Origin of the sequence: Humibacillus xanthopallidus (genome assembly GCF_006716675.1) — a bacterium.
Classification (GTDB): domain Bacteria; phylum Actinomycetota; class Actinomycetes; order Actinomycetales; family Dermatophilaceae; genus Humibacillus; species Humibacillus xanthopallidus_B.
Genome location: NZ_VFPM01000001.1, coordinates 1,447,224 through 1,469,723 on the forward strand (window position 1 = coordinate 1,447,224; position 22,500 = coordinate 1,469,723).

The 22,500-nt window shown below is 73.1% G+C and carries 21 protein-coding genes; 6 read left to right on the forward strand and 15 right to left on the reverse strand.

Translation table 11 applies throughout. The annotated features are described in order from the left end of the window. The first annotated feature begins 64 nt into the window (after positions 1–64). Positions 65–457, forward strand: coding sequence for a VOC family protein (locus FBY41_RS06320; protein WP_141842471.1), 393 nt, complete (start codon positions 65–67; stop codon positions 455–457). 31 nt (positions 458–488) lie between these two features. Here the strand turns inward: FBY41_RS06320 and FBY41_RS06325 are convergent, their stop codons facing one another. From FBY41_RS06325 to efeU, 4 genes are all read right to left on the reverse strand, one after another. After that, positions 489–1,190: a class I SAM-dependent methyltransferase gene (locus tag FBY41_RS06325; protein WP_141842472.1), complete on the reverse strand. Its 702-nt coding sequence runs from the start codon at positions 1,188–1,190 to the stop codon at positions 489–491. Between the two features lie 62 nt (positions 1,191–1,252). Next, positions 1,253–2,560, reverse strand: coding sequence for an iron uptake transporter deferrochelatase/peroxidase subunit (efeB, locus tag FBY41_RS06330; protein ID WP_221629233.1), 1,308 nt, complete (start codon positions 2,558–2,560; stop codon positions 1,253–1,255). A 62-nt stretch (positions 2,561–2,622) separates the two neighbouring features. Next, complete coding sequence (efeO, locus tag FBY41_RS06335; protein ID WP_141842473.1) at positions 2,623–3,789, reverse strand: iron uptake system protein EfeO; 1,167 nt, start codon at positions 3,787–3,789, stop codon at positions 2,623–2,625. 88 nt (positions 3,790–3,877) lie between these two features. Further along, positions 3,878–4,735, reverse strand: coding sequence for an iron uptake transporter permease EfeU (gene efeU, locus FBY41_RS06340; protein WP_141842474.1), 858 nt, complete (start codon positions 4,733–4,735; stop codon positions 3,878–3,880). Positions 4,736–4,847: 112 nt separating this feature from the next. Between efeU and FBY41_RS06345 the strand changes: the two genes are divergently transcribed. Both FBY41_RS06345 and FBY41_RS06350 read left to right on the forward strand, forming a co-directional pair. Then, positions 4,848–5,522 carry a DUF2461 domain-containing protein gene (locus tag FBY41_RS06345; RefSeq protein ID WP_141842475.1) on the forward strand — a complete coding sequence of 225 codons (675 nt, stop codon included), beginning with the start codon at positions 4,848–4,850 and terminating at the stop codon, positions 5,520–5,522. After that, entirely contained in the window at positions 5,519–6,706 is a 1,188-nt protein-coding gene (locus FBY41_RS06350) for a flavin-containing monooxygenase (RefSeq protein ID WP_141842476.1), read from the forward strand. Before FBY41_RS06345 ends, FBY41_RS06350 begins: the two co-directional genes overlap by 4 nt. Before the next feature lie 33 nt (positions 6,707–6,739). On the opposite strand, the gene FBY41_RS06355 is transcribed toward FBY41_RS06350, so the two are convergent. The 4 genes from FBY41_RS06355 to FBY41_RS23800 form a co-directional block, all read right to left on the reverse strand. Further along, positions 6,740–9,280, reverse strand: a complete 2,541-nt coding sequence (locus FBY41_RS06355; RefSeq protein WP_141842477.1) for a CHAT domain-containing protein — start codon at positions 9,278–9,280, stop codon at positions 6,740–6,742. 92 nt (positions 9,281–9,372) lie between these two features. Continuing rightward, entirely contained in the window at positions 9,373–9,870 is a 498-nt protein-coding gene (locus FBY41_RS06360; protein WP_141842478.1) for a hypothetical protein, read from the reverse strand. Position 9,871: 1 nt separating this feature from the next. Continuing rightward, the gene (locus FBY41_RS06365) at positions 9,872–10,453 is read right to left on the reverse strand and encodes an RNA polymerase sigma factor (RefSeq protein WP_260439585.1); all 582 of its coding nucleotides are present in this window, start codon (positions 10,451–10,453) and stop codon (positions 9,872–9,874) included. Next, a complete protein-coding gene (locus FBY41_RS23800; RefSeq protein WP_141842480.1) occupies positions 10,450–12,036 on the reverse strand; it encodes a S8/S53 family peptidase in 1,587 nt (528 codons plus the stop codon). The genes FBY41_RS06365 and FBY41_RS23800 overlap by 4 nt, the downstream gene beginning before the upstream one ends. Before the next feature lie 336 nt (positions 12,037–12,372). On the opposite strand from FBY41_RS23800, the gene FBY41_RS06375 reads away from it, so the two are divergent. Beyond that, on the forward strand, positions 12,373–13,083 hold the full coding sequence (locus tag FBY41_RS06375) for a peptidoglycan-binding domain-containing protein (protein WP_141842481.1): 711 nt from the start codon (positions 12,373–12,375) through the stop codon (positions 13,081–13,083). 57 nt (positions 13,084–13,140) lie between these two features. Here FBY41_RS06375 and pheA read toward each other — a convergent pair whose 3' ends face one another. Both pheA and FBY41_RS06385 read right to left on the reverse strand, forming a co-directional pair. Continuing rightward, complete coding sequence (pheA, locus tag FBY41_RS06380) at positions 13,141–14,088, reverse strand: prephenate dehydratase (RefSeq protein ID WP_260439586.1); 948 nt, start codon at positions 14,086–14,088, stop codon at positions 13,141–13,143. Then, entirely contained in the window at positions 14,085–14,621 is a 537-nt protein-coding gene (locus FBY41_RS06385; protein WP_141842482.1) for a DUF4446 family protein, read from the reverse strand. The genes pheA and FBY41_RS06385 overlap by 4 nt, the downstream gene beginning before the upstream one ends. A gap of 107 nt (positions 14,622–14,728) precedes the next feature. Here FBY41_RS06385 and FBY41_RS06390 point away from each other — a divergent pair, with 107 nt between their 5' ends. Further along, positions 14,729–16,984 carry a hypothetical protein gene (locus FBY41_RS06390; protein ID WP_141842483.1) on the forward strand — a complete coding sequence of 752 codons (2,256 nt, stop codon included), beginning with the start codon at positions 14,729–14,731 and terminating at the stop codon, positions 16,982–16,984. Positions 16,985–17,007: 23 nt separating this feature from the next. Here FBY41_RS06390 and FBY41_RS06395 read toward each other — a convergent pair whose 3' ends face one another. Genes FBY41_RS06395 through FBY41_RS06410 form a run of 4 tightly spaced genes read right to left on the reverse strand, consistent with a single transcriptional unit; the run spans position 17,008 to position 20,685 of the window. Continuing rightward, complete coding sequence (locus FBY41_RS06395; protein ID WP_141842484.1) at positions 17,008–17,787, reverse strand: glycosyltransferase; 780 nt, start codon at positions 17,785–17,787, stop codon at positions 17,008–17,010. A gap of 16 nt (positions 17,788–17,803) precedes the next feature. Beyond that, positions 17,804–18,691, reverse strand: coding sequence for a DUF5926 family protein (locus tag FBY41_RS06400; RefSeq protein ID WP_185748915.1), 888 nt, complete (start codon positions 18,689–18,691; stop codon positions 17,804–17,806). Between the two features lie 51 nt (positions 18,692–18,742). After that, positions 18,743–20,206, reverse strand: coding sequence for an LLM class flavin-dependent oxidoreductase (locus tag FBY41_RS06405; protein ID WP_141842485.1), 1,464 nt, complete (start codon positions 20,204–20,206; stop codon positions 18,743–18,745). 23 nt (positions 20,207–20,229) lie between these two features. Beyond that, positions 20,230–20,685 carry an ATP-binding protein gene (locus FBY41_RS06410; RefSeq protein WP_141842486.1) on the reverse strand — a complete coding sequence of 152 codons (456 nt, stop codon included), beginning with the start codon at positions 20,683–20,685 and terminating at the stop codon, positions 20,230–20,232. A gap of 281 nt (positions 20,686–20,966) precedes the next feature. Here FBY41_RS06410 and FBY41_RS06415 point away from each other — a divergent pair, with 281 nt between their 5' ends. After that, a complete protein-coding gene (locus FBY41_RS06415; RefSeq protein WP_141842487.1) occupies positions 20,967–21,866 on the forward strand; it encodes a PadR family transcriptional regulator in 900 nt (299 codons plus the stop codon). 63 nt (positions 21,867–21,929) lie between these two features. Here the strand turns inward: FBY41_RS06415 and FBY41_RS06420 are convergent, their stop codons facing one another. Beyond that, on the reverse strand, positions 21,930–22,436 hold the full coding sequence (locus FBY41_RS06420; protein WP_141842488.1) for a nitroreductase/quinone reductase family protein: 507 nt from the start codon (positions 22,434–22,436) through the stop codon (positions 21,930–21,932). Between the last annotated feature and the right edge of the window lie 64 nt (positions 22,437–22,500).

Consider the following 22,500-nt stretch of genomic DNA (forward strand, 5'->3'; position numbering starts at 1 on the left):
TCGGTGGCAGAGGCTGCCCGAGCGGCGAGGCGCTCGACCGTTCGTGCGATGACAGCATGGGTCCATGCAGATGAAGCTGGAGCTCGTGCCCCTACCCGTGTCGGATGTGGACCGGGCCATCGACTTCTATGCCGGCAAGCTCGGCTTCACCACGGACGTCGACGTGCAGCCCGCGGAGGGTGTCCGGGTCGTCCAGCTGACACCGGAGGGCTCGGGCTGCTCGGTCGGCTTCGGCACCGGACTCGACGTGTATGCCGGTGAGCCGGGCAGCGTCCGCGGCCTGCACCTCGTCGTCGAGAACCTCGACGAGGCCCGAGCCGAGCTCGTCAGCCGCGGTGTCGAGGTCGGCGAGATCCACGACTTCGGCGGCGGGGTGCGCGGCGCGGGCTTCTCCGACCCCGACGGCAACACGTTCGAGCTGCAGGAGATGGCGTGGCGCACGGGGTCGACGTTCTAGGACGCTCCCGCCGTCATCACCCCGCCCGTCCTCACTCCGCCTGCAGCAGGAAGAAGATGAAGCAGATGAAGGCGGTCCGGTCGCCGAGGTCCGGCGGGAGGAGCTCGCGCGGGGTGTCGGGCGAGAATGGCGGCTCGCTGATGACCGCGACGCGGAAGCCGGCCGCGGTGAACGCGTCCGTCATCGCGTGCAACGGCCGGTGCCAGAAGGTCAGCGTCCACGCCTCACCGTCGTCGAAGGTGTACTCGTCGGAGTACTGCGTGACGGCGAAGTAGTCGGCCTGGGGGTCGCTCGCCTCGAGGATGCGGGGATGGTTGACCGCGAGGAGGAGGCGGCCGCCGGGCTCGAGGACACGTCGGAGCTCGGCGAGCGGCGCCGCCCAGTCGTGCAGGTAGTGCAGGACGAGGGAGCAGACGACGTCGTCGAACGCGGCGTCGGCATACGGCAGGGGCGCGCTGAGGTCGGCGACCCGCAGGTCCACGTCCTCCCCGAGCCGCTGCCGGGCGAGCTCGAGCATGGCCGCACTCGAGTCGAAACCCGACACCGTGGCGCCTCGTGCGCGAAGGGCCTCCATGAGGGGACCGTTGCCACAGCCGGCGTCGAGCACGCGACGCCCGTCGACGTCGCCGGCCAGCGCGAGCATCGCCGGCCGCGCGTAGTACGCGTTGAACAGCCCCGTCTCGTTGGTCCGCGCATACTGCGCCGCGAAGCTGTCGTAGTGGTCGGCCTTCATGACGTCCTCACTGCCCGGAGCGCTCCCCGGACGGAAGACGCCCACGCAAGGCTAGACGAGAATCAGGCGAAAAGGGACTGTCCCCAGTGCTCGCCGTCCTGGAGCCCGGGCGGGCAGGCGAAGACGGCCGACCCGTTGTGCTCGATGTACTCGTTGAGCAGGTCCTTGCTCGCGAGCGCCCGCTGCATCGGGACGAACTGCTTGGCCGGGTCGCGCATGTAGGCGAGGAAGAAGAGCCCCGCGTCGAGGTGGCCGACGCCGTCGGAGCCGTCGGTGAAGTTGTAGCCGCGGCGCAGGATGCGGATGCCGCCGAGCTGGCTCTCGTGGGCCAGGCGGACGTGGGCGTTGACCGGGATGGCCGGAGTGCCGTCCGGCCCTCTCTTCGCGAAGTCGAGCGCGTCGAACTCCTTGGCCTGGCCGAGCGGAGCGCCTTCCTTCTTGTCACGTCCGATGACGTCCTCCTGCTCCTGCAGCGACGTGCGGTCCCACACCTCGATGTGCATGCGGATGCGCCGCGCGACGAGGTAGGAGCCGCCGGCCATCCAGGCGCCGCCGCCCTTCTCGTCCTCCGGGGCCACCCACACGTGCCGGTCCAGCCCCTCGGGCTCCTCCGCCTTGACGTTGTTGGTGCCGTCCTTGAAGCCGAACATGTTGCGCGGTGTCGCCTGGGCGGTCGAGGTCGACGACGTGCGACCGAAACCGAGCTGCGACCACCGCACCGCGACGACGCCGAAGCCCATCCGCACGAGGTTGCGGACGGCATGCACGGCCACCTGCGGGTCGTTGGCGCACGCCTGGATGCAGAGATCACCGCCTGAGCGCTTCGGGTCGAGCTGGTCACCGACGAAGGGCGGCAGCTCCTCCAGCGCGGCCGGCTTGCGGTCCGCGAGACCGAAGCGGTCGTCGAAGAGGGACGGGCCGTAGCCGATGGTGATCGTCAGACCGGACGCCGGCAGCCCGTAGGCCTCGCCCGTGTCCTCAGGCGCCCGGTTCGGACCACCGCCGACGAGCCCGCCGGGTGCAGCCTCGGCGCCGGCCGTCATCCGCTCGGCGGCCCGGGTCCACGTCTCGAGCAGCTCTCGCAGCTGGGCGCGGTCCTTCGTCACGACGTCGAGGGCGACGAAGTGCAGGCGGTCCTGGGCCGGGGTCACGATGCCCGCCTGGTGCTCGCCGCGGAACGGGATCGCGGCATCGAGCCCGAGGGCCGGAGCCGTCGTGGGTCCCGCCTCCTGCGCCGCGGTGGCTGCGCTCGCCTGCGACACGGCATACGCACTGGTGGCACCGGCCACGATGCCGGCAACGGCCGCCGTGCCCGAGACGCCGAGGAGCCGACGGCGGCTCACACCACCGGCGTCACCGGCGTCGCCCACCTCGCCCACCTCGCCGGTGCCGTTCGCCGGGTCGGGCAGGCGGGGCTGGGGAGCGCGCGCCGTCACGTGGCCTCCACGACGCCGGGCACCTTCGACACCTCTTCGGACAAGGCGTCGAGCGAGACGGTCAGCGCCTTGATGTCGGCATCGGTGAGGGCGGTGTAGCTCTTGTAGTCGGCACCGGCCTTGTGCGTGCCGAGCAGGCTGGACAGCTCGGTGAACCGGGCGTCGAGGGACTTCTGCAGCGCGGGGTCGCGCTCGGTGATGACGGGGCGCAGGGCGGCGAGCGCCTGGCGCGAGCCCTCGAGGTTGCCGTCGAAGTCCCAGAGGTCGGTGTGCGAGTAGCGCTCCTCCTCCCCGGTGACCTTGCCGGTCGCGACCTCGTCGAGCAGCGCCTTGGCGCCGCCCGCGATCGACAGGGCCGTCGGGTCGACGGTCTTGCTCTTCGCCGCGATCGCCTTGACGTCGGTCAGCAGCTGGTCGGCGATGGCGCCCGAGTCCTTCTGGAGGCCGTCCTTCCAGAGGTCCTTCTCGAGGCGGTGGTAGCCGGTGAAGGCCATCCCCTCGGCGATGACGTCCTCGCGGCCGTCGATCTTCGGGTCGAGGTCGCCGAAGCTCTCGGCGACCGGCTCGATGGCCTCCCACGGGTGTCGGGCCTGCGCATAGAGCGACTTCGCCTTCGCGACGTCGCCCGCCTTGACCGCCGCGACGAACTTCTCGGTGCCCTCGACGAACTCGTCGGCCTCCGAGGCGACGAACGCCTTGTAGTCGGCGATCGCCTTGGCCACCTTCTGGTCTGCACTGCCGGCGGTCGCCGTGCCGGTCACGGTGAAGGGCGCCCGGATGCCGTCGCCGACCATGCCCGGCTTGCAGGCCGTGGTGAACGTACCCGGCTCGGTGATCTCGACCTTCAGCTCGCGCTTGAGGCCGGGAGTGATGTTCTCCACCTCGCCGACGATGCGGTCGCCCTCGGCGTAGAGGTAGAACTCGTTGACCTTCGACCCGGCGTTGGTGACCTCGAAGGTCACCGTGCCGGCCTTGGCCGTCGTCGCCGACAGCTCGCAGGTGGTGTCGGTCGCGTTGACGGTGATGGGGCCGGCCGCGCCACCCGTGCCGGCCGCTGTGGACGAGCTGCTCGTCTCGACCTTGTCGGTGCAGGCGGCGACGCCGAGGACGCAGGTCAGGGCGAGGGCTGCGGGCGCAGCGCGGCGCAGGGACGGGCGGGACATGAGGCTCCTGTGAGTGTGGTGCTGTGCGTGGGAGGGGTATGCCGGGTGGCGGGCTCTTCGGCGAGACCCCGCTCCCGGGCCGGTCAGGTCAGGCGGCGACGGCGCTCGTCGGCTCGGACGCGGGCGCGGTGACGGCTGGCCGGCTCTTGACGGGCCGGAGGAAGAGCGTGAGGACGATGCCGACGTAGAGCACCCAGGCGACGGCCTGCAGCACGGTCGTGGCCGGTGTGAAGTTGAAGATGCCCTTGAGGAGCGTGGCGTACCAGCTGCTCGGGTCGACCGTCGCGCTGACGTCGAAGGCGAGGGTGCCCAGGCCGGGGAGGAACTGCGCCTCCTGCAGGTCGTGGATGCCGTAGGCGAGGATGCCCGCAGCCACGAGGATGAGCAGGATGCCGGTGTAGCGGAAGAACTTCGCGAGGTTGATCTGGACCGCACCGCGGTAGATGAGCCAACCCAGCAGCACGGCGCCTCCGAGACCGATGACCCAGCCGATGAGCGGCTGGTTGTTGCCCTGCCCGGCAGCCTCGGTCGTCGCGTAGAAGAAGATCGCGGTCTCGAGGCCCTCCCGGCCGACACCGAGGAAGGCGACGAGCGCGATCGCGAACGGGCCGAGGTCGAGCGCCTTGTCGAGCTTGCCCTTGAGCTCGCCCGAGATGGTGCGCGAGGCCGTGCGCATCCAGAAGACCATGAAGGTCACGAAGACGACGGCGAGGATCGAGGCGAGCCCGCCGATCATCTCCTGCGCCTCGAAGGACAGCTGCTTCGTGCCGTAGGTGAGCAGCGCCCCGAGGGCCACCGAGAGGGTGACCGCGACGCCGACGCCGAGCCACACGTAGCGCAGCGCCCAGCGGCGGTCGGTCTTGACGAGGAAGGCCACGAGGATGACGACGACGAGGGCAGCCTCGAGCCCCTCTCGCAGTCCGATCAGCGCGTTGCTCGCGAGCACGGTGACCTCTCTCAGGAAGTTCTCAGGAATTAAGCCACGGGGGCGTGACGGAAATCAGCAAAGCACAGGTAAGCCTTGCCTAACAAGCCAGCAGCAGTGTCAGAGTCGCCACATGGACACCCCCGCCGCCTTCGCCGGGTTCCCGCCCAGCGCCCTCGCCTTCTATGCAGGCCTCGAGGCCGACAACAGCCGCGAGCACTGGCAGGAGCACCGCTCCACCTACGAGAACGACGTCCGTGAGCCGATGCTCGCCCTGCTCGACGCCCTCGAGGACGAGTTCGGCGAGGGCAGGCTGTTCCGACCCAACCGCGACATCCGGTTCAGCGCCGACAAGTCGCCCTACAAGACGCACCAGGGCGCGCTCGTCGGCGTCGGGACGAGCCTCGGCTACTACGTCCAGCTGAGTGCCGACGGGCTCCGGGCGGGCGGCGGCTTCCGGATCACGGGCCCCGGACCGACAGCACGCTTCCGCGCCGCGGTCGGCGCCCCCAGCACCGGCCTCGAGCTCGAGCGCCTGCTCACCGCCCTGCGCGGCAAGGGTTTCGAGATCCTCGGCGAGGCCGTCAAGACCGCCCCGAGGGGGTATGCGGCCGACCACCCGCGCATCGAGACGCTCCGTCACAAGGAGCTCATGGTCGTTCGCGACTTCGGCACGCCGCCGTGGTTGCACACCCGGCGGGCGCTGACGCGGGTGCGGGACACCTGGCGTGACGCGCGTCCGCTCGTCGAGTGGCTCGGCGCCCATGTCGGGACGAGCGAGGCCCCGCCCGCTACGTTGTCCCGGTGAGCCACCGCAGCCCCGTCGTCGACGCCTACATCATCGGAGCCGGGCCGGCCGGGCTCGCCACCGCAGCCGCGCTGAAGAAGCGCGGCCTGCACGGCGTCGTCCTCGACAAGGGCGACGCCATCGGCAGCTCGTGGCGGCAGCACTACGACCGCCTCCACCTGCACACCCCGCGCGAGCTGTCCGGCCTGCCCGGCATGGCCATCCCCAAGAGGATGGGCCGGTGGGTCTCGCGCGACGACGTCGTGCGCTATCTCGAGCTGTATGCCGCGCACTTCGACCTCGACGTGCGCCTGCGCACCGCTGTCGAGCGGGTCGACCGCTCCGATGACGGACTCGGCTGGGCACTGACTCTCCGTGACGGGTCGCAGCTGACGGCGCCCTACGTCGTCGTCGCCACCGGCTTCAACCACACGCCTGTCGAGCCGGATCTGCCTGGCCTGCAAGGCTTCTCGGGCGAGGTCGTCCTCTCGCGCACCTACCGCAACGGCAGCCCGTATGCCGGCAAGGACGTCCTCGTCGTCGGCAGCGGCAACACCGGCACCGAGCTGGCGGTCGACCTCGTCGAGCACGGCGCCGCACGGGTCCGCCTCTCCGTGCGCACGATCCCCCACATCCTGCGCCGCTCCGCGGGGCCGTATGCCGCGCAGTACACCGGCATCACCGTCCGCCACCTCCCAGCCGCGCTCGTCGACCGCGCCGCCGCCCTCGTCGAGCGGGCCACGACCCCCGACCTCACGGCATACGGGCTGCCCAGACCGGACACGGGACTGCTGACGCGCGTGGAGCGCGACAACGCGATCCCGGTGCAGGACGTCGGGATCATCGACGCGATCCGCTCCGGGCGGGTCGAGCCGGTCGCCGGGCTCGCGTCGTTCGACGGTGACAGCGTGGTGCTCTCGGACGGCAGCCGCCTCGAGCCGGACGTCGTCGTGCTCGCGACGGGCTTCTCGCAGGGGCTCGAGCCGCTCATCGGGCACCTCGGGCTGCTCGATGCCAAGGGCCACCCCGTCGAGCGTGGCGGGGCGACCGCCCGTGGAGCGCGGGGCCTGTGGTTCAACGGCTTCACGAACCCGATCTCAGGGATGCTGCGCGAGATCGCCATCGACGCGAAGAAGATCGCCCTCGCCATGGCCCTGGCCAAGGACCGGCGCCTCAAGGAGCTCATGGCGGCGCACGGGGCCTGACCCCTCCAGCCGACACCGAGCCGGACGCTCCGATCAGGGGCGCAGCTGGCCGCCGAGGTTGAGGAAGGCCGCCGCCACGTCGTCGACGTCGGCCACGGCACGCGCGAGGGCGTCGTCGCTCGGCACGCCCGAGGCGAGCAGCTCGTGGTGGCGGGCCATCGTCGCGGCTGCCACGTCGTCGGGCACGGGCGCGACAGCGGCGACGGCCGAGCGCGCCCCGAGCGAGAGCAGCGAGAGCGCGAGCCCGAGCGACTCGTGGCCGGGGCGGCCCGTCTCGAGGCCGACCTCGCACGCGGAGAGCACGACGTGGTCGGCGCACACCCCGGTGGGTTGCAGCTCGTGGGCGAAGACCGGACCGTCGTGGAGCACGAGCGAGGAGAACAGCGGGGACTCGACCTGGTGCGTGCCGTGGGCTGCCACGTGGACGATGCCCGGCCGAGCCAGAGCGGCGACGAGCTCCTGCCGGCTGGACGGCTCGGCGATCCGCGAGCGCCTGCCCCAGGTGCGCGCCAGGGCGCGAGCCTCGGCGGACGCGCGTGGGACCGCGGGCCCCACGCTGATGTGGACTCCCATCTCGCCCACCGGCGGCTCCGGCGCCGGGCCGGTGGTCGGGGGTCCGACGCCGAGGCCGCGCCGGGCGAAGGAGGTCAGGGAGACGGCGACGGTGAGGGGCCGGGCGCGCATCGAGGGCAGCAGCGACCACGGCAGGGCCGACACCTCGGGGCAGGTGACGAGCACGAGCCCTCGGCTCGACCGCCACGGGTGGAGCAGCCCCGCATCGAGCTCCGCGGCGCTCGACCTCAGCGACGACCACACTGCGCCGGACAGGGGCCCGAGATGGTGCGTCGCAGCCGCCCGCAGATCGACCCGGATGCGCTGGGCGAGCTCGGTGGCCCGATCGGCCGGCATGAGGTCGCGCAGGACCGCACGGCCCCCGATGACCCCGACCCCGGCGATCCGCCCCCGGTGGCGGAAGAACCAGACGAGGTCGCGGTCGACCTCGAGCAGGTGTGCCCGCGCCTCGCGGACCCGCACCGGCACCGCCCGGGCCGTGCCGCGCCGGCTCAGCGCCCAGTCACGGTCGCGGATCAGCCGCTCGAGCTGCGAGGCGTCGGCCTCGAGATCGCGCAGCACCTCCGGATCGCTCTCGCCGCGCATGAGTCCCCGGACCGATCGCAGCTGCTCGGTGAGCGAGGCGAGCTGCTCGTCGTCGGGCCGCCCGAGGGAGGGCAGCCGGTCGGTCGCGCTGCGCCAGCGCTCCAGCGCCTCGAGCACCGCGCCGCTGCCGCGGGGCACGGCGAGGTCGAGGTCGAGCTCGGCGAGACGCACCCCGTGCACGGCCCTGGCCGTGCGCAGGTCGAGGCTGGCGCTGCCCTGCTGGCCGGCCGCGAGACGGCGGGCGGCTCTGCCGAGGATGCGGCGGGCCGGGCCGAGGTCTCCGGTCGCGACGAGGGTCCGCGCCGTGACGGCGGCCGCGTCGAGCTCGTCGGACAGCGAGGCCGACGAGACGCGCTCGAGGCTCAGCAACCTCGTGTTGGCGGCCGGCGCGTCACCGGCGAGAAGGAGCGCCTGGGCCGCGACGACCCTGGCCCCGTCGGCGAGCTCGGAGTCGCCGAGCTCGCCCGCCACCTCGACGAGCTGGTCGGCGAGCGCCGCTGCCGCCCGGGCCACCGCGACGTCGTCGCCGCCCTCCGCGTCTCCGAGCCGGGTGCCTCGCTGCTGCCGGTCGAGGTCGACGAGCAGCGACACGAGCGTGGCCTTGGCGACCCACGCCGTCGCACCGATCCGGCGGTAGGTCTCGATGGCCGAGGTTGCCGCGACGGCGGCCCGGTCGAGGTGCCCGGCGAGCCGCTCGGCCCTGGCGAGCTCGAGGTCGAACTCGGCCCTGATCTGGTCGTGGCCCTCGTCAGGCAGGTCTGCGAGCCCGGCGTGCAGGGCTTCCGTCGCCTCACGCACGAGACCGGCCTCGAGCAGCACCCTCGCCCGGTCGAGGCGGGCCGGTGCCCGGTAGGCATCGGCGGCGAGCAGCTCGGCGGCGGCCATGCCGGCCAGGGACCGCGGGATGTCACCGAGGAGGTAGGCGGCATACCCCTCGTTGTGACGGGCCATGAACTCCTGCTCGACCCCGCCGAGCGCCGCTGCGAGGCGAGCCGCCTCGGCGAAGGACTCGAGCGCCTGCTGCGGACGCGACAGCTCGAAGGCGAGCATGCCGCGGCTCAGGTGCACGGAGCACTGCTCGCGGGGCGTGAAGGCGTCGAGGCGCTGGACGGCTCCCTCGAGGCCGTGCCAGGCCGAGGCGAGGTCGCCGACCCGGCCGTAGATGCTGGCGCGCTGGTAGTCGAGCCGGGCCTGCAGCCCGGAGTCGCCGAGCTCCGCGATCACCACCTCGGCCTCGGCGAACCGCGCCGAGGCCGCATCGAGACCGAAGAGCATGTAGTCGGTCAGGGCCAGCGTGATCAGCGTGTTGCACCGCAGCTCGAGCCGCTCCCGCGACGGGGCCGCGCCGTCGAGCCGCTCGATCTCCTCGAGCGCCGCCGACAGCGAGCGCGCAGCCTCGAGCGGTCGGCCGGCCATGTTGTCGGCCGCCGCACGCTCGCGCAGCGTTCGCGCTCTCTCGAGCAGGTCGATGAGTCGAACCGGCCTCTCCGTCAGGGCCGGTCATGGGCCTAGATCTGGATCGTCGGGGTGATGACCGGTCGCACGTCGTCGTCGTCGGGGTCGGTGATGACGAAATGCACCGGCCCGTGAGGTAGATCATCCATAACGAAGCGGCCGTTCGCATCTGAAATCTGCGACACGCTGCCCTCGATGGTCACCGCCTCGACCTGGGCACCGGGTGAGGTGACCCAGCCGTCGACCCGCACGCGGGCGTCCGTGTCGGCCTGCTCGCTGGGGCTGGCCGAGACCATGAGGCTGACCGAGGCCGCCGTGAAGGTGACCGAGTCGGTCGGGGTCGGCTCCACCTTGGCGTCGGTGCCACGGGTGGTCAGCAGGGCCGAGTCCATGAGCTCGGCGACCTCTGCGTGCAGCGCGTGCACCGTGATCGCGAACTTCATCCGCTCGGCGAGGTCGCTGGGCACCGGGTCGGCGTGCGCGAACAGGTCGCGCAGCTGGCCGAGGTTGGCGATGTCGCGGGCGTCGATGGCTTCCGTGTGCGATGTCATGTCAGACCGCCCATCCGGGGTCGGAGCCGAGGGTCGTCCTCAGCTTCTGGAGGCAGCGGCCACGGGTCGGGCCGATGCTGCCGACCGGCATCCCCAGCGACTCCGCGATGGCGGCGTAGTCGGGGCGGTCGGCAAAGGCGATGACCCGGAGCAGCTCCTGGCATCGCGGGGTGAGAGTGGAGATGTGCTGCCACAGGACCCGCTGGCGCTCGCTGAGGATCGACTGCGACTCCGGGTCGAGCTGCTGGGTCGGGGCCTCGGGCACCTCGTCGACGCCGATCTCGCGCCGGGAGCCCCGCGACAGGCGCCAGACCTCGCGCTTGACGACGACGACGAGCCAGCCGAGCACCGCCGCAGGCTCCTTGATCGACTCGGCCCGGTCGACGAGCTGGAGGAAGGCCGTCTGGATGGCGTCCTCGCACATCGGCGCGGCTGCGCCCTGCGACCGGGCGGCGTTCCACAGCACGGGCGTCACGAGGTCGACGAGCTCCGAGAGCCGCTCGCGGTCGCCGGCGATGTAGGCGGCGAAGGCCTTGCCGGCGCGGGTGCCGAGCCCGTCGGGCGCCGTCGGGGTCGGGGTCACTTCGGCTCCTCCTTGATGCAGCTGCGGATCGCCTCGATGGCGCGCCCACACATGGCAGCGGCCGACACGTCGCCCAGCCGGTCCCCGGCGACGGCGATGATCTCCGAGGCGAGCTCGGCGGCGAAGACGGGAGTGGCGAAGGACGTGCCGCTCCATACCCCGAAACCGCCGGTGTAGTCGTCCGGGTCCACCGTGCAACGCACTCCGGTCGGGGACGGGACGCTCGAGGAGGGCTGGCCCATCCCGTCCGTCAACGGAAGCGTGCTGACGAGCGAGACCCCGGGGCGCACGGCGGTGATGACCTTGAGCGGGTTGGAGAAGAGCGCCACCGTCGTGCGGTCCGGGTTGCTCGCACCGACGCTCGACACCGGGGGCACCTGCGCATCCGACGGCCCGGGCAGGGCGGCGGCGAGCGAAGCGGGCACGAAGGGCGCGTCCGTGCCGTCGTTGCCGGCGCCGGCGACCACCGTGACCCCGGCGGCGGCGAACTGGTCGAGCAGGTCGTGGACCGGACCGGAGGAGAAGGTGCTGTCCTCGGCGTAGTAGCCCATCGAGAGCGAGAGGACGTCGACGACGTCGCCCTTCGTGCCGCCCCGCTTCTGGCCGGCCACGTGACGGGCGAGCAGCGCTTCGAGCACGTCGAGCAGGTGACTCTCCTCGACGACCCCGTCGTCGTCCATGACCGGGATCGACAGGATCGTCGCCTCCGGGCAGCCCTGGCGGATGAGGCCGGCGATGAAGGTGGCGTGGCCCTGGAGCAGGCCCACCGGTTCCACCGGGGTGGGCGTGTCGACGGGAGGGGCGGAGATGGCCGGCGTCGACGGCTCGGGCACGAGGCGGCCGTCCTCGAAGCGCAGCCGCACGATGCCGGGGCTGTCGTGGCGGAACCACGGGTGGTCGGCGATCGGGGTGTCGAGAACGGCGACGACCGGGTTGCGCCTGACCTTGCGGGCACGCAGCGCCGGGTCGGGCAGGGCGAGGCTGACCGGCATCCGGCCGCCGCGGCCCGGCACGGCGTACTCCTGCAGCGCCGAGAGCCCGATGCCACCCCAGTAGCCACCGATCCCGCCCCAGTAACCGCCGATGCCACCCCAGTAGCCCCCGATCCCGCCCCAGTAGCCACCGATGCCACCCCAGTAGCCGTCGGCGGGACGCAGGACGTGCTCGAGGCTGAGGTCCTGCGCGAGCGTCTCGTCCGTGCGGCGCAGCTCCTGGAGGATGCTCCAGGCATCGACCGGCTCGATGGGGTCCTCCGCCACGAGCGTGATCGTCGTCCCCCAGCCCGCACCCGTGACGTCGCGGGTGCCCCCACCGGGCCGCCGGTCGACCCGGTAGCCGAGCCTCAGCCCCCTGAGCGCCTGGGCCAGCGGGTCCTCGGCATCGGGATCGCGAGGTGCGTCGCGCGGGATGTTGCGGGCGATGAGCCGGTCCGAGAGGTAGAGGGCCGGGCGCGGCGGGTCCCCGTCCAGGAGACGCTTGGCCGTGGCCGGGTCGAGGGCACGCACGGGCGGGCGGGTGGGACGTCGTGCGTCGCCCCCGGCGTTGCTCGAACCCCCGGTGGACCCGGGACCGGACTCGGACATCAAGAACCTCCTGCAGGCGACGGCGACGTGTCGCAATGACACTTACACCCAGACAGAGTTCGCGTACTCACTTTTGATACGGAGCCCATAGAGAACTTTTCGGACCAAGACGTATCAGACCGGCCGCGGCCGGCTCTGAGGGTCACAGGGGGCGTTGGTCACCGGACGACAAGGGGCACTGCGGAGGGGCAGTGAGTCCGGTGACCAGACGGCTCGGGCGCGCACTCGCCCGGCCCAGGGGGCGTCGGCAGGCAGCAGCCGACGCCCCCTCTCACCTGCCTCCTGCGCGATGGCCTTCGGTCACAATGGTCGGCAACCGATGACAGGGGAGCTCCGATGGCGCGCAGGACGACACCCGCCTCCACCCGCCGGCACGCTGCGGCCGGCTCCGGGCTCGCTGTCGTCATGCTGCTCGGGACGCTGACCGCGTGCGGCACCTCGCCCGCACCGCCCTCGTCTGCGTCAGCGGTCACGGCGACGGCCGATGCCGTCGGCCCGGACGCCTCCGTCACGACGGCCACCCGCTCCGTCACGTCCGCCGGCCAGGCCTCCACGGAGCCTGCCCACGCGGACGTCCAGGGCGAGTGCGAGCGGACGCTCACGGCATACCCCGTGCTCGAGCCGGGCGCAAAGGGCCCCGCCGTGCGCGCGCTCCAGTGCTTCCTCGACGACGCCGACTACGGGCCGGTGATCGTCGACGGCGTCTACGGCAGGCAGACCCGGGCGGCGGTCGCGCGCGTCGAGTCGGGCTTCGAGGGAGCGCCGCCGCACCCGGGCCGGATCGACCGCGGCATGTGGGTGCTGCTCATCAGCCGCGCGCTCGGCACCGCGACGCTGCGCGAGGGGGCCACGGGGCCCGAGGTCACGACGCTGCAGCGGGCCCTGCGCGCGGCGGGCGGCACGCTCGAGGTCGACGGCGTCTTCGGCCCGCAGACCAGGAGGGCCGTCACGCAGTTCCAGAAGGCGAACTCGATCACCGCCGACGGCGTCGTCGGCGAGGAGACCTACTTCTTCCTCAAGAGCGGCGGCGTCACCACCCGCGGCTGACGCCGCACCCCCCACCGGCGGTATGCCGTCCGGCCGGGTCGCGCGCCCGAGGTGGCCTCAGGCGCGCAGCTCGTCGAGCCAGGCGCGGGCATCGTCGAAGTCGGCGTCGGTCGTGCCGGGGCGGGCGCCGGGCCGGCCGCCGTCGGCGCGGGGGTAGGAGCCGAGGAAGCGCACCTCGGCGCACACCCGCCGCAGGCCCATGAGGGTCTCGCCGACGCGGGCGTCCTGGACGTGACCCTCGAAGTCGATGGAGAAGCAGTAGGAGCCCATCGCCGAGCCGGTCGGCCGTGACTCGAGGCGCGTCATGTTCACCCCGCGCACCGCGAACTGCTCGAGCAGCTCGAGCAGGCCGCCGGCGTGGTCCTCCTTCTGGAAGAGCACGACGGTCGTCTTGTCGGCGCCGGTCGGCGCCGGCAGCGTGCCCGGCCGGGCGACGAGGACGAAGCGGGTGACCGCTGCCTTGTTGTCGCCGATGTCGTCGGCGAGCACCTCGAGACCCTCGTCGCGCGCCGCGACCGGAGCGCAGACGCCGGCATCGAACATGACGTCGCCGGGAGCGCCGAGGGCCGCCGCGCTCGCGGCGGTCGACAGGGTCGGCACGTAGACGGCGTCCGGCAGGTGCTCTGCCATCCAGCCCCGCACCTGGGCCCAGGCGTGCGAGTGGGTGCCGACGGTGCGCACCTCGCCGAGCGGCATACCGGGTCGGGCGCACAGCACGAAGGTGATCGGCACGAGCACCTCGCCGATGACGACGAGCGGGTCGCCGGTGGCGAGCGCGTCGAGCGTCGCGGACACCCCGCCCTCGACGGAGTTCTCGATGGGCACCATCGCGGCGTCGACCTCGCCCGCGCGCAGGGCGGCGAGGGCGACGTCGACCGAGCCGAAGGGCACCTGCTCGCGGCCGGCGGCAGCGTCCCAGGCGTCGAGCGCCATCTGGGTGAAGGTGCCGCGAGGGCCGAGGTAGCCGAAGCGGTGCAGCTCGTCTGGGGTGCGGGGCGGCGTCACGACGCGTCCTTCGTGCGATCGGGATGGGGCAGGGCGGTGGGAGCCGAGGTGCGCGTCTCGCCCTGGGTGGCCGAGGCGAGCGCCTGCTGCTCCTCGGGCGTCAGGGTGATGCTGGAGCGGCCGCCCACGACCCCCTTGGCGTAGGTGCGCGACTCACCGCGCGCATGGATCGAGCTGATGACGATGCCGTCGCCGACGTCGTCGACGATCGCGGCCGAGAAGGAGAGCCGGCCGCCCATGTCGCCGAAGGCGTCGTAGCGCACGACCGCGACGTTGCGCAGGCTCTGGCGCACGTCGTCCTCCGCGGTGGCCACGTGCTCGCGCAACCGGGCGACCTCGCTCGCGAGCCCTTCGATGCGGCGGTTCTGGTTGGCCGCGACCCGGGCGATGTCCGTCGAGCCGTCACCGCCGAGGGTCGTGAAGTCGCGCCGGACGCCGCGCAGGCGCAGCAGCGCGACGACGGCCGTGACGAGCGCGAGCACCGCGACGACGGCAGCCGCGAGGGCCACGGTCGTCAGCGTCGAGTCGTCCACGATCGGCAAGGGTAGCCCCGGGTGCGTGAGTGGCCTCTGGGATTCCACCCCCTGACCGGGGTGGTCGCTCGGGCCCCCTCCACACGCCCGCTTTGTAGGGTGTCCCCGTGATCCGCCGCCACCCCCTGAAGACGCTCGTCGTGCTTCTCGTGGTCCTGGTGGGCGTGCTCACCGCGGCCTACGTGGGTCGCACCACCGTCCCCGTGCCCGCGACGACGGCCCCGCAGCCCGGCGACTCGCTCGTCGTCGTCGGCCTCGGCGGCGTGTCGTGGGACGACGTCAACGCCAAGGACACCCCCGTGCTCTGGGGACTGCTCCGTGACGGGTCGGCAGCCTCGGTGTCGGTGCGGGCGCTCGACGGGGCGACGTGCCCGGCCGACGGCTGGTCGACGGTGTCAGCCGGTGAGGCCGCTGGGCCCGGCTCGGGCGGCTCGGGCGGCTCGGGCGGCACGAGCGGCACGAGCGGCACGAGCGGCACGAGCGGCTCAGCCGGGGAGGGCACCGGGTGCGCGCCGCTGCCCTCGGTGGCGGGCGACGCGACCGCGGGCTGGCGGGTCGTCGGCTTCGACGAGATCGCCGCAGCGTCGAGCGACTCGACGTCGCGGGCGCAGCTCGGCCTGCTCGGCGACAGCTTCGCGGCGGCCCGCACGTGCGTGCAGGCGATCGGCCCGGGGGCCGGCCTCGCGGCCGCGACCTCCGACGGCACGGTCGCGAAGTACTCGCCGTTCTCGGCCACCTCGCTCGTCTCCGACCTCGCCCAGTGCCCCGTGACGATCGTCGACGTCGGCGCCCTGGCCACCAGCGACCCCGACCCCACCCGACAGGTCGAGCGGATCAACGAGCTCGAGCGGCGCTTGGAGCAGGTCACCGACGCCATGCCCAACGGCGCCGACCTGCTCGTCGTGAGCCTCGCCGACCGCGACCAGCAGGAGCGGCTCCGGCTGCTCGCCGCAACGGGCCCGCACTACGCCCCGGGCCTGCTCGCCTCCGCCTCGACCCGCACGACCGGCATCGCGCAGCTGCCCGACGTGACCGCGACCATCCTCCAGCGCGGCGGGGTGCGGCCGCAGTCGCCCATCAGTGGCCGGGCGGTGAGCATCGTGCCGTCGGCCAACAACAGCGAGTCGACGGCGGCCGCGAAGCTCACCGTGCTCACCGACGTCGACACCAAGGCCGACGCGATGCACCGCGTCATCGGCCCGTTCCTGCTCATCTGGGTCGTCGGCACCGCCCTCGCGATGCTCGTCCTCTGGGTCATGCTGCGCCGCTCGGCGCCGTGGAACCAACGCCTCGCCCGCCAGCGCGTGCTGCGCCTCGTGCGGGTGGTCGGGCTCATCGCCGCAGGTATGCCGGCCGCCACCTTTGTGGCCAACCTCCTGCCGTGGTGGCGGTGGTCGACGACGACCGCCGTGCTCACCGCCCTGCTGCTCGCGCTCGCCCTCCTCATCAGCGCGGTCCTCACCGTCATCGCCCTCGGCGGGCCGTGGAGCACGTCGGCGCTCGGCCCCATGGCGGCCATGTCGGCGATCACGGCGGGCATCATCGCGCTCGACCTCATCACCGGCTCGCACCTGCAGATCAGCTCGATCTTCGGGCTGCAGCCGCTGCTCGGCGGGCGGTTCTACGGGATGGGCAACGTCGCGTTCGCCCTCTACGGCTCGGCCGTGCTCCTGCTCTGCGCCGCGCTGGCGCACGCCCTGCGCCGCCGTGGGGCGCCGCGCCTCGCCGTCGTCGTCGTGCTCGTCGTCGGCGGCCTCGCGCTCGCCGTCGACGTGCTGCCCGCGTGGGGAGCCGACTTCGGTGGCCCGATCGCCCTCGTGCCCGCGCTCGGTCTGCTCCTGCTCGGCGTCATGCAGGTGCGGGTGACGTGGCGCAGCGCCGGCCTCGTCGTGGTCGCCGCCGCGCTCGTCGTCGGGCTCGTCTGCTACCTCGACTGGCGCCGACCGGTCGACGAGCGTTCGCACCCGGGACGCTTCCTCCAGACCGTCATCGACGGCGGGGCCTGGGACGTCATGTCACGCCGGCTCGTCGGCAACATCGAGACCGTGCTGTCGGTGCCGCTCCTCGCCGTCGTCGTCACGGTGCTGCTCGCCATGTGCGTCGTCGTCGTGGCCCGGCCGGGTGCCCTGCGCACGCAGCCCCTCGCCCGGCTCTACGACGAGGCGCCGCTGCTGCGCCGGGCCCTGTGGTCCATCATCCTCATGGCCGCGATCGGCTTCCTCACCAACGACAGCGGCGCGGCCATCCCGCCGGTGGCAGCGCTCTTCACGGTGCCGGTCGTCGTCTCGGCCGTCGTGCACTTCCTCTCGGTGCAGGCCCGCCTCGCGCCGGTGCGCCGCCGCCGGGACCGACACCACCTCTGACGCACCTGCGGTGCCGGCGCAGGTCAGCCGGGGCCGAGGCGGCGACGCAGGCGCCGGACGGCCAGCGCGAGCGCGATGTCGCGATACTGCGCTGCGCGGTGCACCTGGCTGCGCCAGTCGGTGCCGACCTCCCGGTGGCGCAGGTCGCAGGGCACCTCGAGGAGCGTGAGACCGGCGTCGAGCACGTCGATGGTCATGCCGACCTCGACGCCCCACCCGCGGGCGAAGGGCGTCGCTGCCGCGATGGCGGCCGGTGAGAGGCACCGCATGCCCGAGAGGGGCTGCTCCGGCGCCCATCCGGTGAGCTCCTCGATGCCGCGGCGCGCGAGCCCGACGACGACTCCGTGGCCTCCGCCCTGGTCGGAGCGCCGGCCGTCGTCCGGCAGGGTGGCGATGGCGAGGTCGGCCTCGCCCGAGGCGACGGGACCGACGAGTGCCCCCACGGCCTGGGCCGACGCCTCGAGGTCGGCATCGACGAAGAGGACCGTGGTGCTCGCGTCGATCCGCCCGACGCGACGCATCCCGGTGATGCGACCGAGACCGCTCATCATGGCGTCGGCCTTGCCGTGGCCCCGCACGTGGCGCACGACCTCGGCGCCGTGCTGGGCCGCGATCACCGCCGTGCGGTCGGTCGACCCGTCGTCGACGACGACGACGGCGACGACGCCCGGGATGTGGCGCACCCCGTCGATCGTCTCGCCGATGCGCACGGCCTCGTCGCGCGCGGGGATGACCACGGCGACCGGCAGGGTGGGAGGGCCGGCATCGGGCACGGCACCTCCCACGCCGGCGGAGGGGCTCATCGTGGGCGCGGCCGGCTCAGCGGAGGGTGACCTGGCGGTTGAGCAGCCCGGCCTTGGCGCCGCGCTCAGCCGCGTCGAGGGGGCGCTCGTCGGCCGCGGCCTCGTCGATGCGCACCTTCATCGCGGCGACGGCGTCCTCGAAATCGGCGGGCTCGCTCGAGGCGTCGACCTCCCAGACCGGGATGAGCAGACCACTGGAGCGGAAGCACCCGAGCAGGCGGCCGCCGTCTCCGAGGTGGCTCTCACCGGCAGCGTGCAGGCGGGCCAGGGCGTTCGTCGAGGTGTCCTCGTCGAACGGGAGCACCCAGCGCACGTAGGTGCGCTCGCCGATCCGGCACCAGTAGGCCGACGGCGCTGCCTCGATCCTGGCGGTGGGGATGGCGGACTCGTTGGCGCGCTCGAGCGACTCCTTGCCGTCGGCGTCGAGCTCGGCGTCGGCGACCCAGAAGTCGAAGCCGTCGTACAGGGTGATCTCGAAGGACTCGTTGGTGTCGATGAGGTCCTGGAGCCGGGGGGTGTCGACCGAGGAGACGGCGAGGGTCGTCACGGGTGAGCCCGGCGTGGCGGCGATGGCGAGCTCGATGGCCTGGGCGATGTCGCGGCTCGTGTCGCCGCTCGCGTTGCCGGACTGGATGCCGACGAGGACCTCGCCCGACTCGCGGTGCAGACCTGGCCAGGCGAGCGGCAGCACCGTCGCGATGGTGACCTCGCCCGGCGCGTCGCCGGAGATCGCACCCTCGACGAGGCGGACCGTCGCCGTGGCCGCGGGCACGATCTCGCGCATGGCCACCCAGTCGGTCTCGTTGGGCAGCCCCTCGAAGGGCCGGGCCACGAACGGTGCCGGAGCGGGACGAGAGGACTGGTCCGCGCGCTCGCGGCGCGGTTTGCGTGATGCCTTACCCATGGCGGCCACCCTAGTGGCCGACCGGGCGGCCTCCACCGTGTGGGCTGCTCGTCAGCGCAGGGCGGTGGCGATCGGCCCGAGGGCGTGGACGTCGTCGGCGCCCGCGAGGTCGAGTGGGGAGACGAAGACCGTCGAGACGCCGTGCCGGGCGAGCCCTGCCAGGCGTTCCGCGTGCTCGCGAGCCGTGCCTGCATGGTGTCGGGCCGCGAACGTCGCAGCCGCGGTCCGCCGTCGCAGAGCCTCCACCCTGCGCCAGGTGTCGTCGCGGTCGCGCCCGACGAGGGGCAGGTCGAGGACCGTGGCGTGCACGTCCTCGACCCGGCGCCCCGCCGCGCCCACGAGCTCGAGGTAGATGGCGACCTTCTCGAGACCTGCGTCGTCGGACGGAACGTTGCAGCCGTCACCGAGCCGGGCGGCGATCCGCAACGTGCGCGCGCCCCCACCGCCCACGACGACGGGGATCTCACCCACGGGCCGGGGGTAGCAGGTCGTCTCGGGGAGCGAGACGTGCTGACCGGCATACGGCTTGGTGCCGGGAGACCAGAGGGCCTTCATCGTCTCGATGGCACGCTCGAGCGCGTCGAGTCGCGTTGCGGCAGGGGGGAACTCGAGACCGTAGGCCGCGTGCTCCCGCTCCCACCAGCCCGCGCCGACCCCGACGAAGGCCCGCCCACCGGAGAGCGTCGACAGCGTGGCTGCGGCCTTGGCGGTGATGCCGGGGCTGCGGAACGTGACCGGCGAGACCAGGGTGCCGAGCTGGAGGCGCGTCGTGGAGGCGGCGAGGGCCCCGAGCGTCACCCACGGCTCGGGCATCGGGTCCCACGCACGGCCGACCTGCGGGATCTGGATGAGGTGGTCCATGAGGGCGATGCCGGCGAAGCCGACCTCCTCGGCCGCGCCGGCCACCTCCCTGAGCCACGGGAGCAGGTCGACCTCGGCCGGGAAGCGGGAGAGCTGGAGCACGACGCCGTCACGAAGCGTCGACTCCGCGCCCGGGGCACGGGCTGCGCGCGGTGCTGCAACCACACGCGCCTCCGAGGTCACGTCTGCGGCCATGTCGACGACGGCGTCCCAGCCCTCCTCGTCGAGCTGCGGCCGGGTGGCGGCGTGGGCCGACAGCTGCCCTGCGAGGACGCTCGCCGGCACCGGGCGGTCGCGAGCGGCGTTGCGCTCACGGCATACGGCCGCGGGGGTGTCGAGGACGACGGCGACCGCGGGCAGCCCTGCCTCGCGGGCGGAGGCGAGCCAGCCGAGCCGCCGTGACGCGTCGCTGCCGAGGGTGTCGATGACCGTGGTCAGGCGCCGACGCAGCCGCGCGGCGACGATCTGCTCGAGGAGGGCGAACGCCTCCACCGACGCGTCGAGGTCGTGCTCACCGCTGCCGACCACCGATCGCAGGGCGTCCGACGAGACGATCTCGGCTGCGCGGTAGCGGCCCTGCGCCCAGGTCGACTTGCCAGAGCCCGAGGGGCCGACGAGGACGACGAGCGCCGGGTCGGGCAGGTCGGCGGACACCGTGGCCGACCCGGATCAGGTCGTCAGTGCGAGCGACGGCGCGACGGACCGCCGAGCGAGGCCCACACGGTGCGGCCGTTGGGGTCCTCGATGACGCCCCACTCGTGCGCGAGCGAGCGCACGATGCGCAGGCCGCGGCCACCGGGCCCCCAGGTCGTGGGCGGCGCGGGACGCGGCACCGTCGGGCCGCCACCGTCGGAGACCTCGACCTCGACGACGTTGTTCTTGACCTTCCAGTGCACCCGGATCGCGCCGTCGGCGAGCGGTCGCGCGTGGCGGATCGCGTTGGCCACGAGCTCGCTGACGACGATCTCGGACTCGTCGACGACGGGCGGCGTCACGCCTCGGGCGACGAGGTCCTCGACGAGCTCGCGCCGGATGCGCGGTGCGGCGGACGGGGCCCACGGGAGGCGGAGCGTGCGCTTCTCGCCGAGTGGCGCCCCCGATGAGGCAGCGGCGGCGGACGACCCTGTGGACATGGAGCGGCTCCCGGTCGTCGCGGCGTTCCGCGTGATGGTGGCGACGCTCTGACCTGCGGCGCCTCTTCCCTGACTCGTCACCATGGGTGACCTCCTTTGCGGGCGATGCGTCGCCCCCGTCGAGCACCGTAACGAAACCTTGGCCAGAGCTCAATGAACCGTGTGAAATCGCCCGCCGGCGGGCCGCCGCACCGGCAATCCGTTGCTTCTGACATCCTTGCGATATATCGTTGACCTATCGCGACTGTTCACTGGTCGCGCGAGAGTGGAGGGAGTCCACCATGAGCTACACCCCTGAACACGACAGCACCGAGCCCGACGAGGGTCGCGACCCCTGGACCACCGAGGGCGACGAGCGCGGCGGGCGTCACGGCGGCCCGGGGCGTCACGGCGGCCCGCACGACCACCACGGTCATCACGACCACGGCGACCACGGCGACCACCACGGCCACTCCGGCGGACCGCGTGGGCCGCGGGGGCCGCGGGGCGAGGGCCGGGGGTCGGGCTTCGGCTTCGGCCCCGGCTTCACCGTCGGCCCGGGCTTCGGCGGCTTCGGCGGCCTCGGCAGCTTCGGCCCGGGAGGCGGCGGTCCCTGGGGCGGCGGTCCCGGCCGACCCGGCCCGCCGCCGTGGGTCAGCGAGCTGATCCGCGCCTTCGGTGGTCCGGGCGTCGGCCCCGACTTCGGCGGCGGGCGCCGTCGCGGTCCGCGCGCCCGGCGCGGCGACGTGCGCGCCGCCATCCTCGACGTCCTCGCGGGCGACGAGATGAACGGCTACCAGCTCATCCAGCAGATCTCCGAGCGCACCGGCGGCGCGTGGAAGCCGAGCCCCGGCTCGGTCTACCCGACCGTCCAGCAGCTCGAGGACGAAGGGCTCGTCGAGGGCCGCGAGGTGGAGGGGCGGCGCCTGCTGCGCCTCACCGACGCCGGGCGCTCCTACGTCGAGGAGCACCCCGACGAGATGGCTGCGACGTGGCGCCCCTTCGAGGAGGAGCCGGAGCAGCCGCCCCAGCGCTCCTCGAGCGACGGCCCCGACCTCATGCCGGTCGTCGGGCAGGTCATGGGTGCGATGTGGCAGATCGTCACGACCGGCACCGCGCAGCAGCGGGCCGAGGCCGCCGAGATCCTCACCGAGACCCGGCGCCGCCTCTACCAGCTGCTCGCTGACGGCGACCCGGAGTAGGAGCCTGCCGTCGGTGCACGACACCGAGCCGTATGCCGCTGGGCGAGCCCGGCGGCATACGGCTCAGTCGTTCACGGGGTGGAGGACGAAGAAGCCGAGGTCGCGGCCGCCGGCCCGCTGCTCGTAGACCGAGTAGCCGGAGTAGTAGGCGAGCGCGGCCAAGCGGACCCGCTCGCGGTCCTCGCCGTGCACCTGCTCGGCCCGGACCCGGTGCACGACGCCGTCGAGCTCGAGCGTCGCGTGCGGCTGCGCGCGGAGGTTGAAGTACCACCCCGGCGGCCGCTCCGATCCGTAGTGCGAGGCGATGACACCCCAGCCGACCTCGAGGGGCGCGAGCATGAGCGGCACGGTGCGTGGCTGGCCGGAGCGCGCGCCGGTGGTCGTCAGCAGGCCGACGGGCACTGCAGCGAGCCACTGGCTCGGTGGCGCGCGGTGCGGCGCGATCCGGTGGGCGACGAGGTCGAGGCGGTGCAGGACCCGCTTGCCGACCCAGGCTCCGGGGCGCGACGCGACGAGCCGGCGCAAGGCTCGCTGGATCGCGTTGGCCTCGTCGAGACGGCGCAGCTGCATGGCGCCAGCGTAGGACGTGCCGCGCCCTGACAACGGGGCAACGGGGCAACGGGGCAACGGGGAG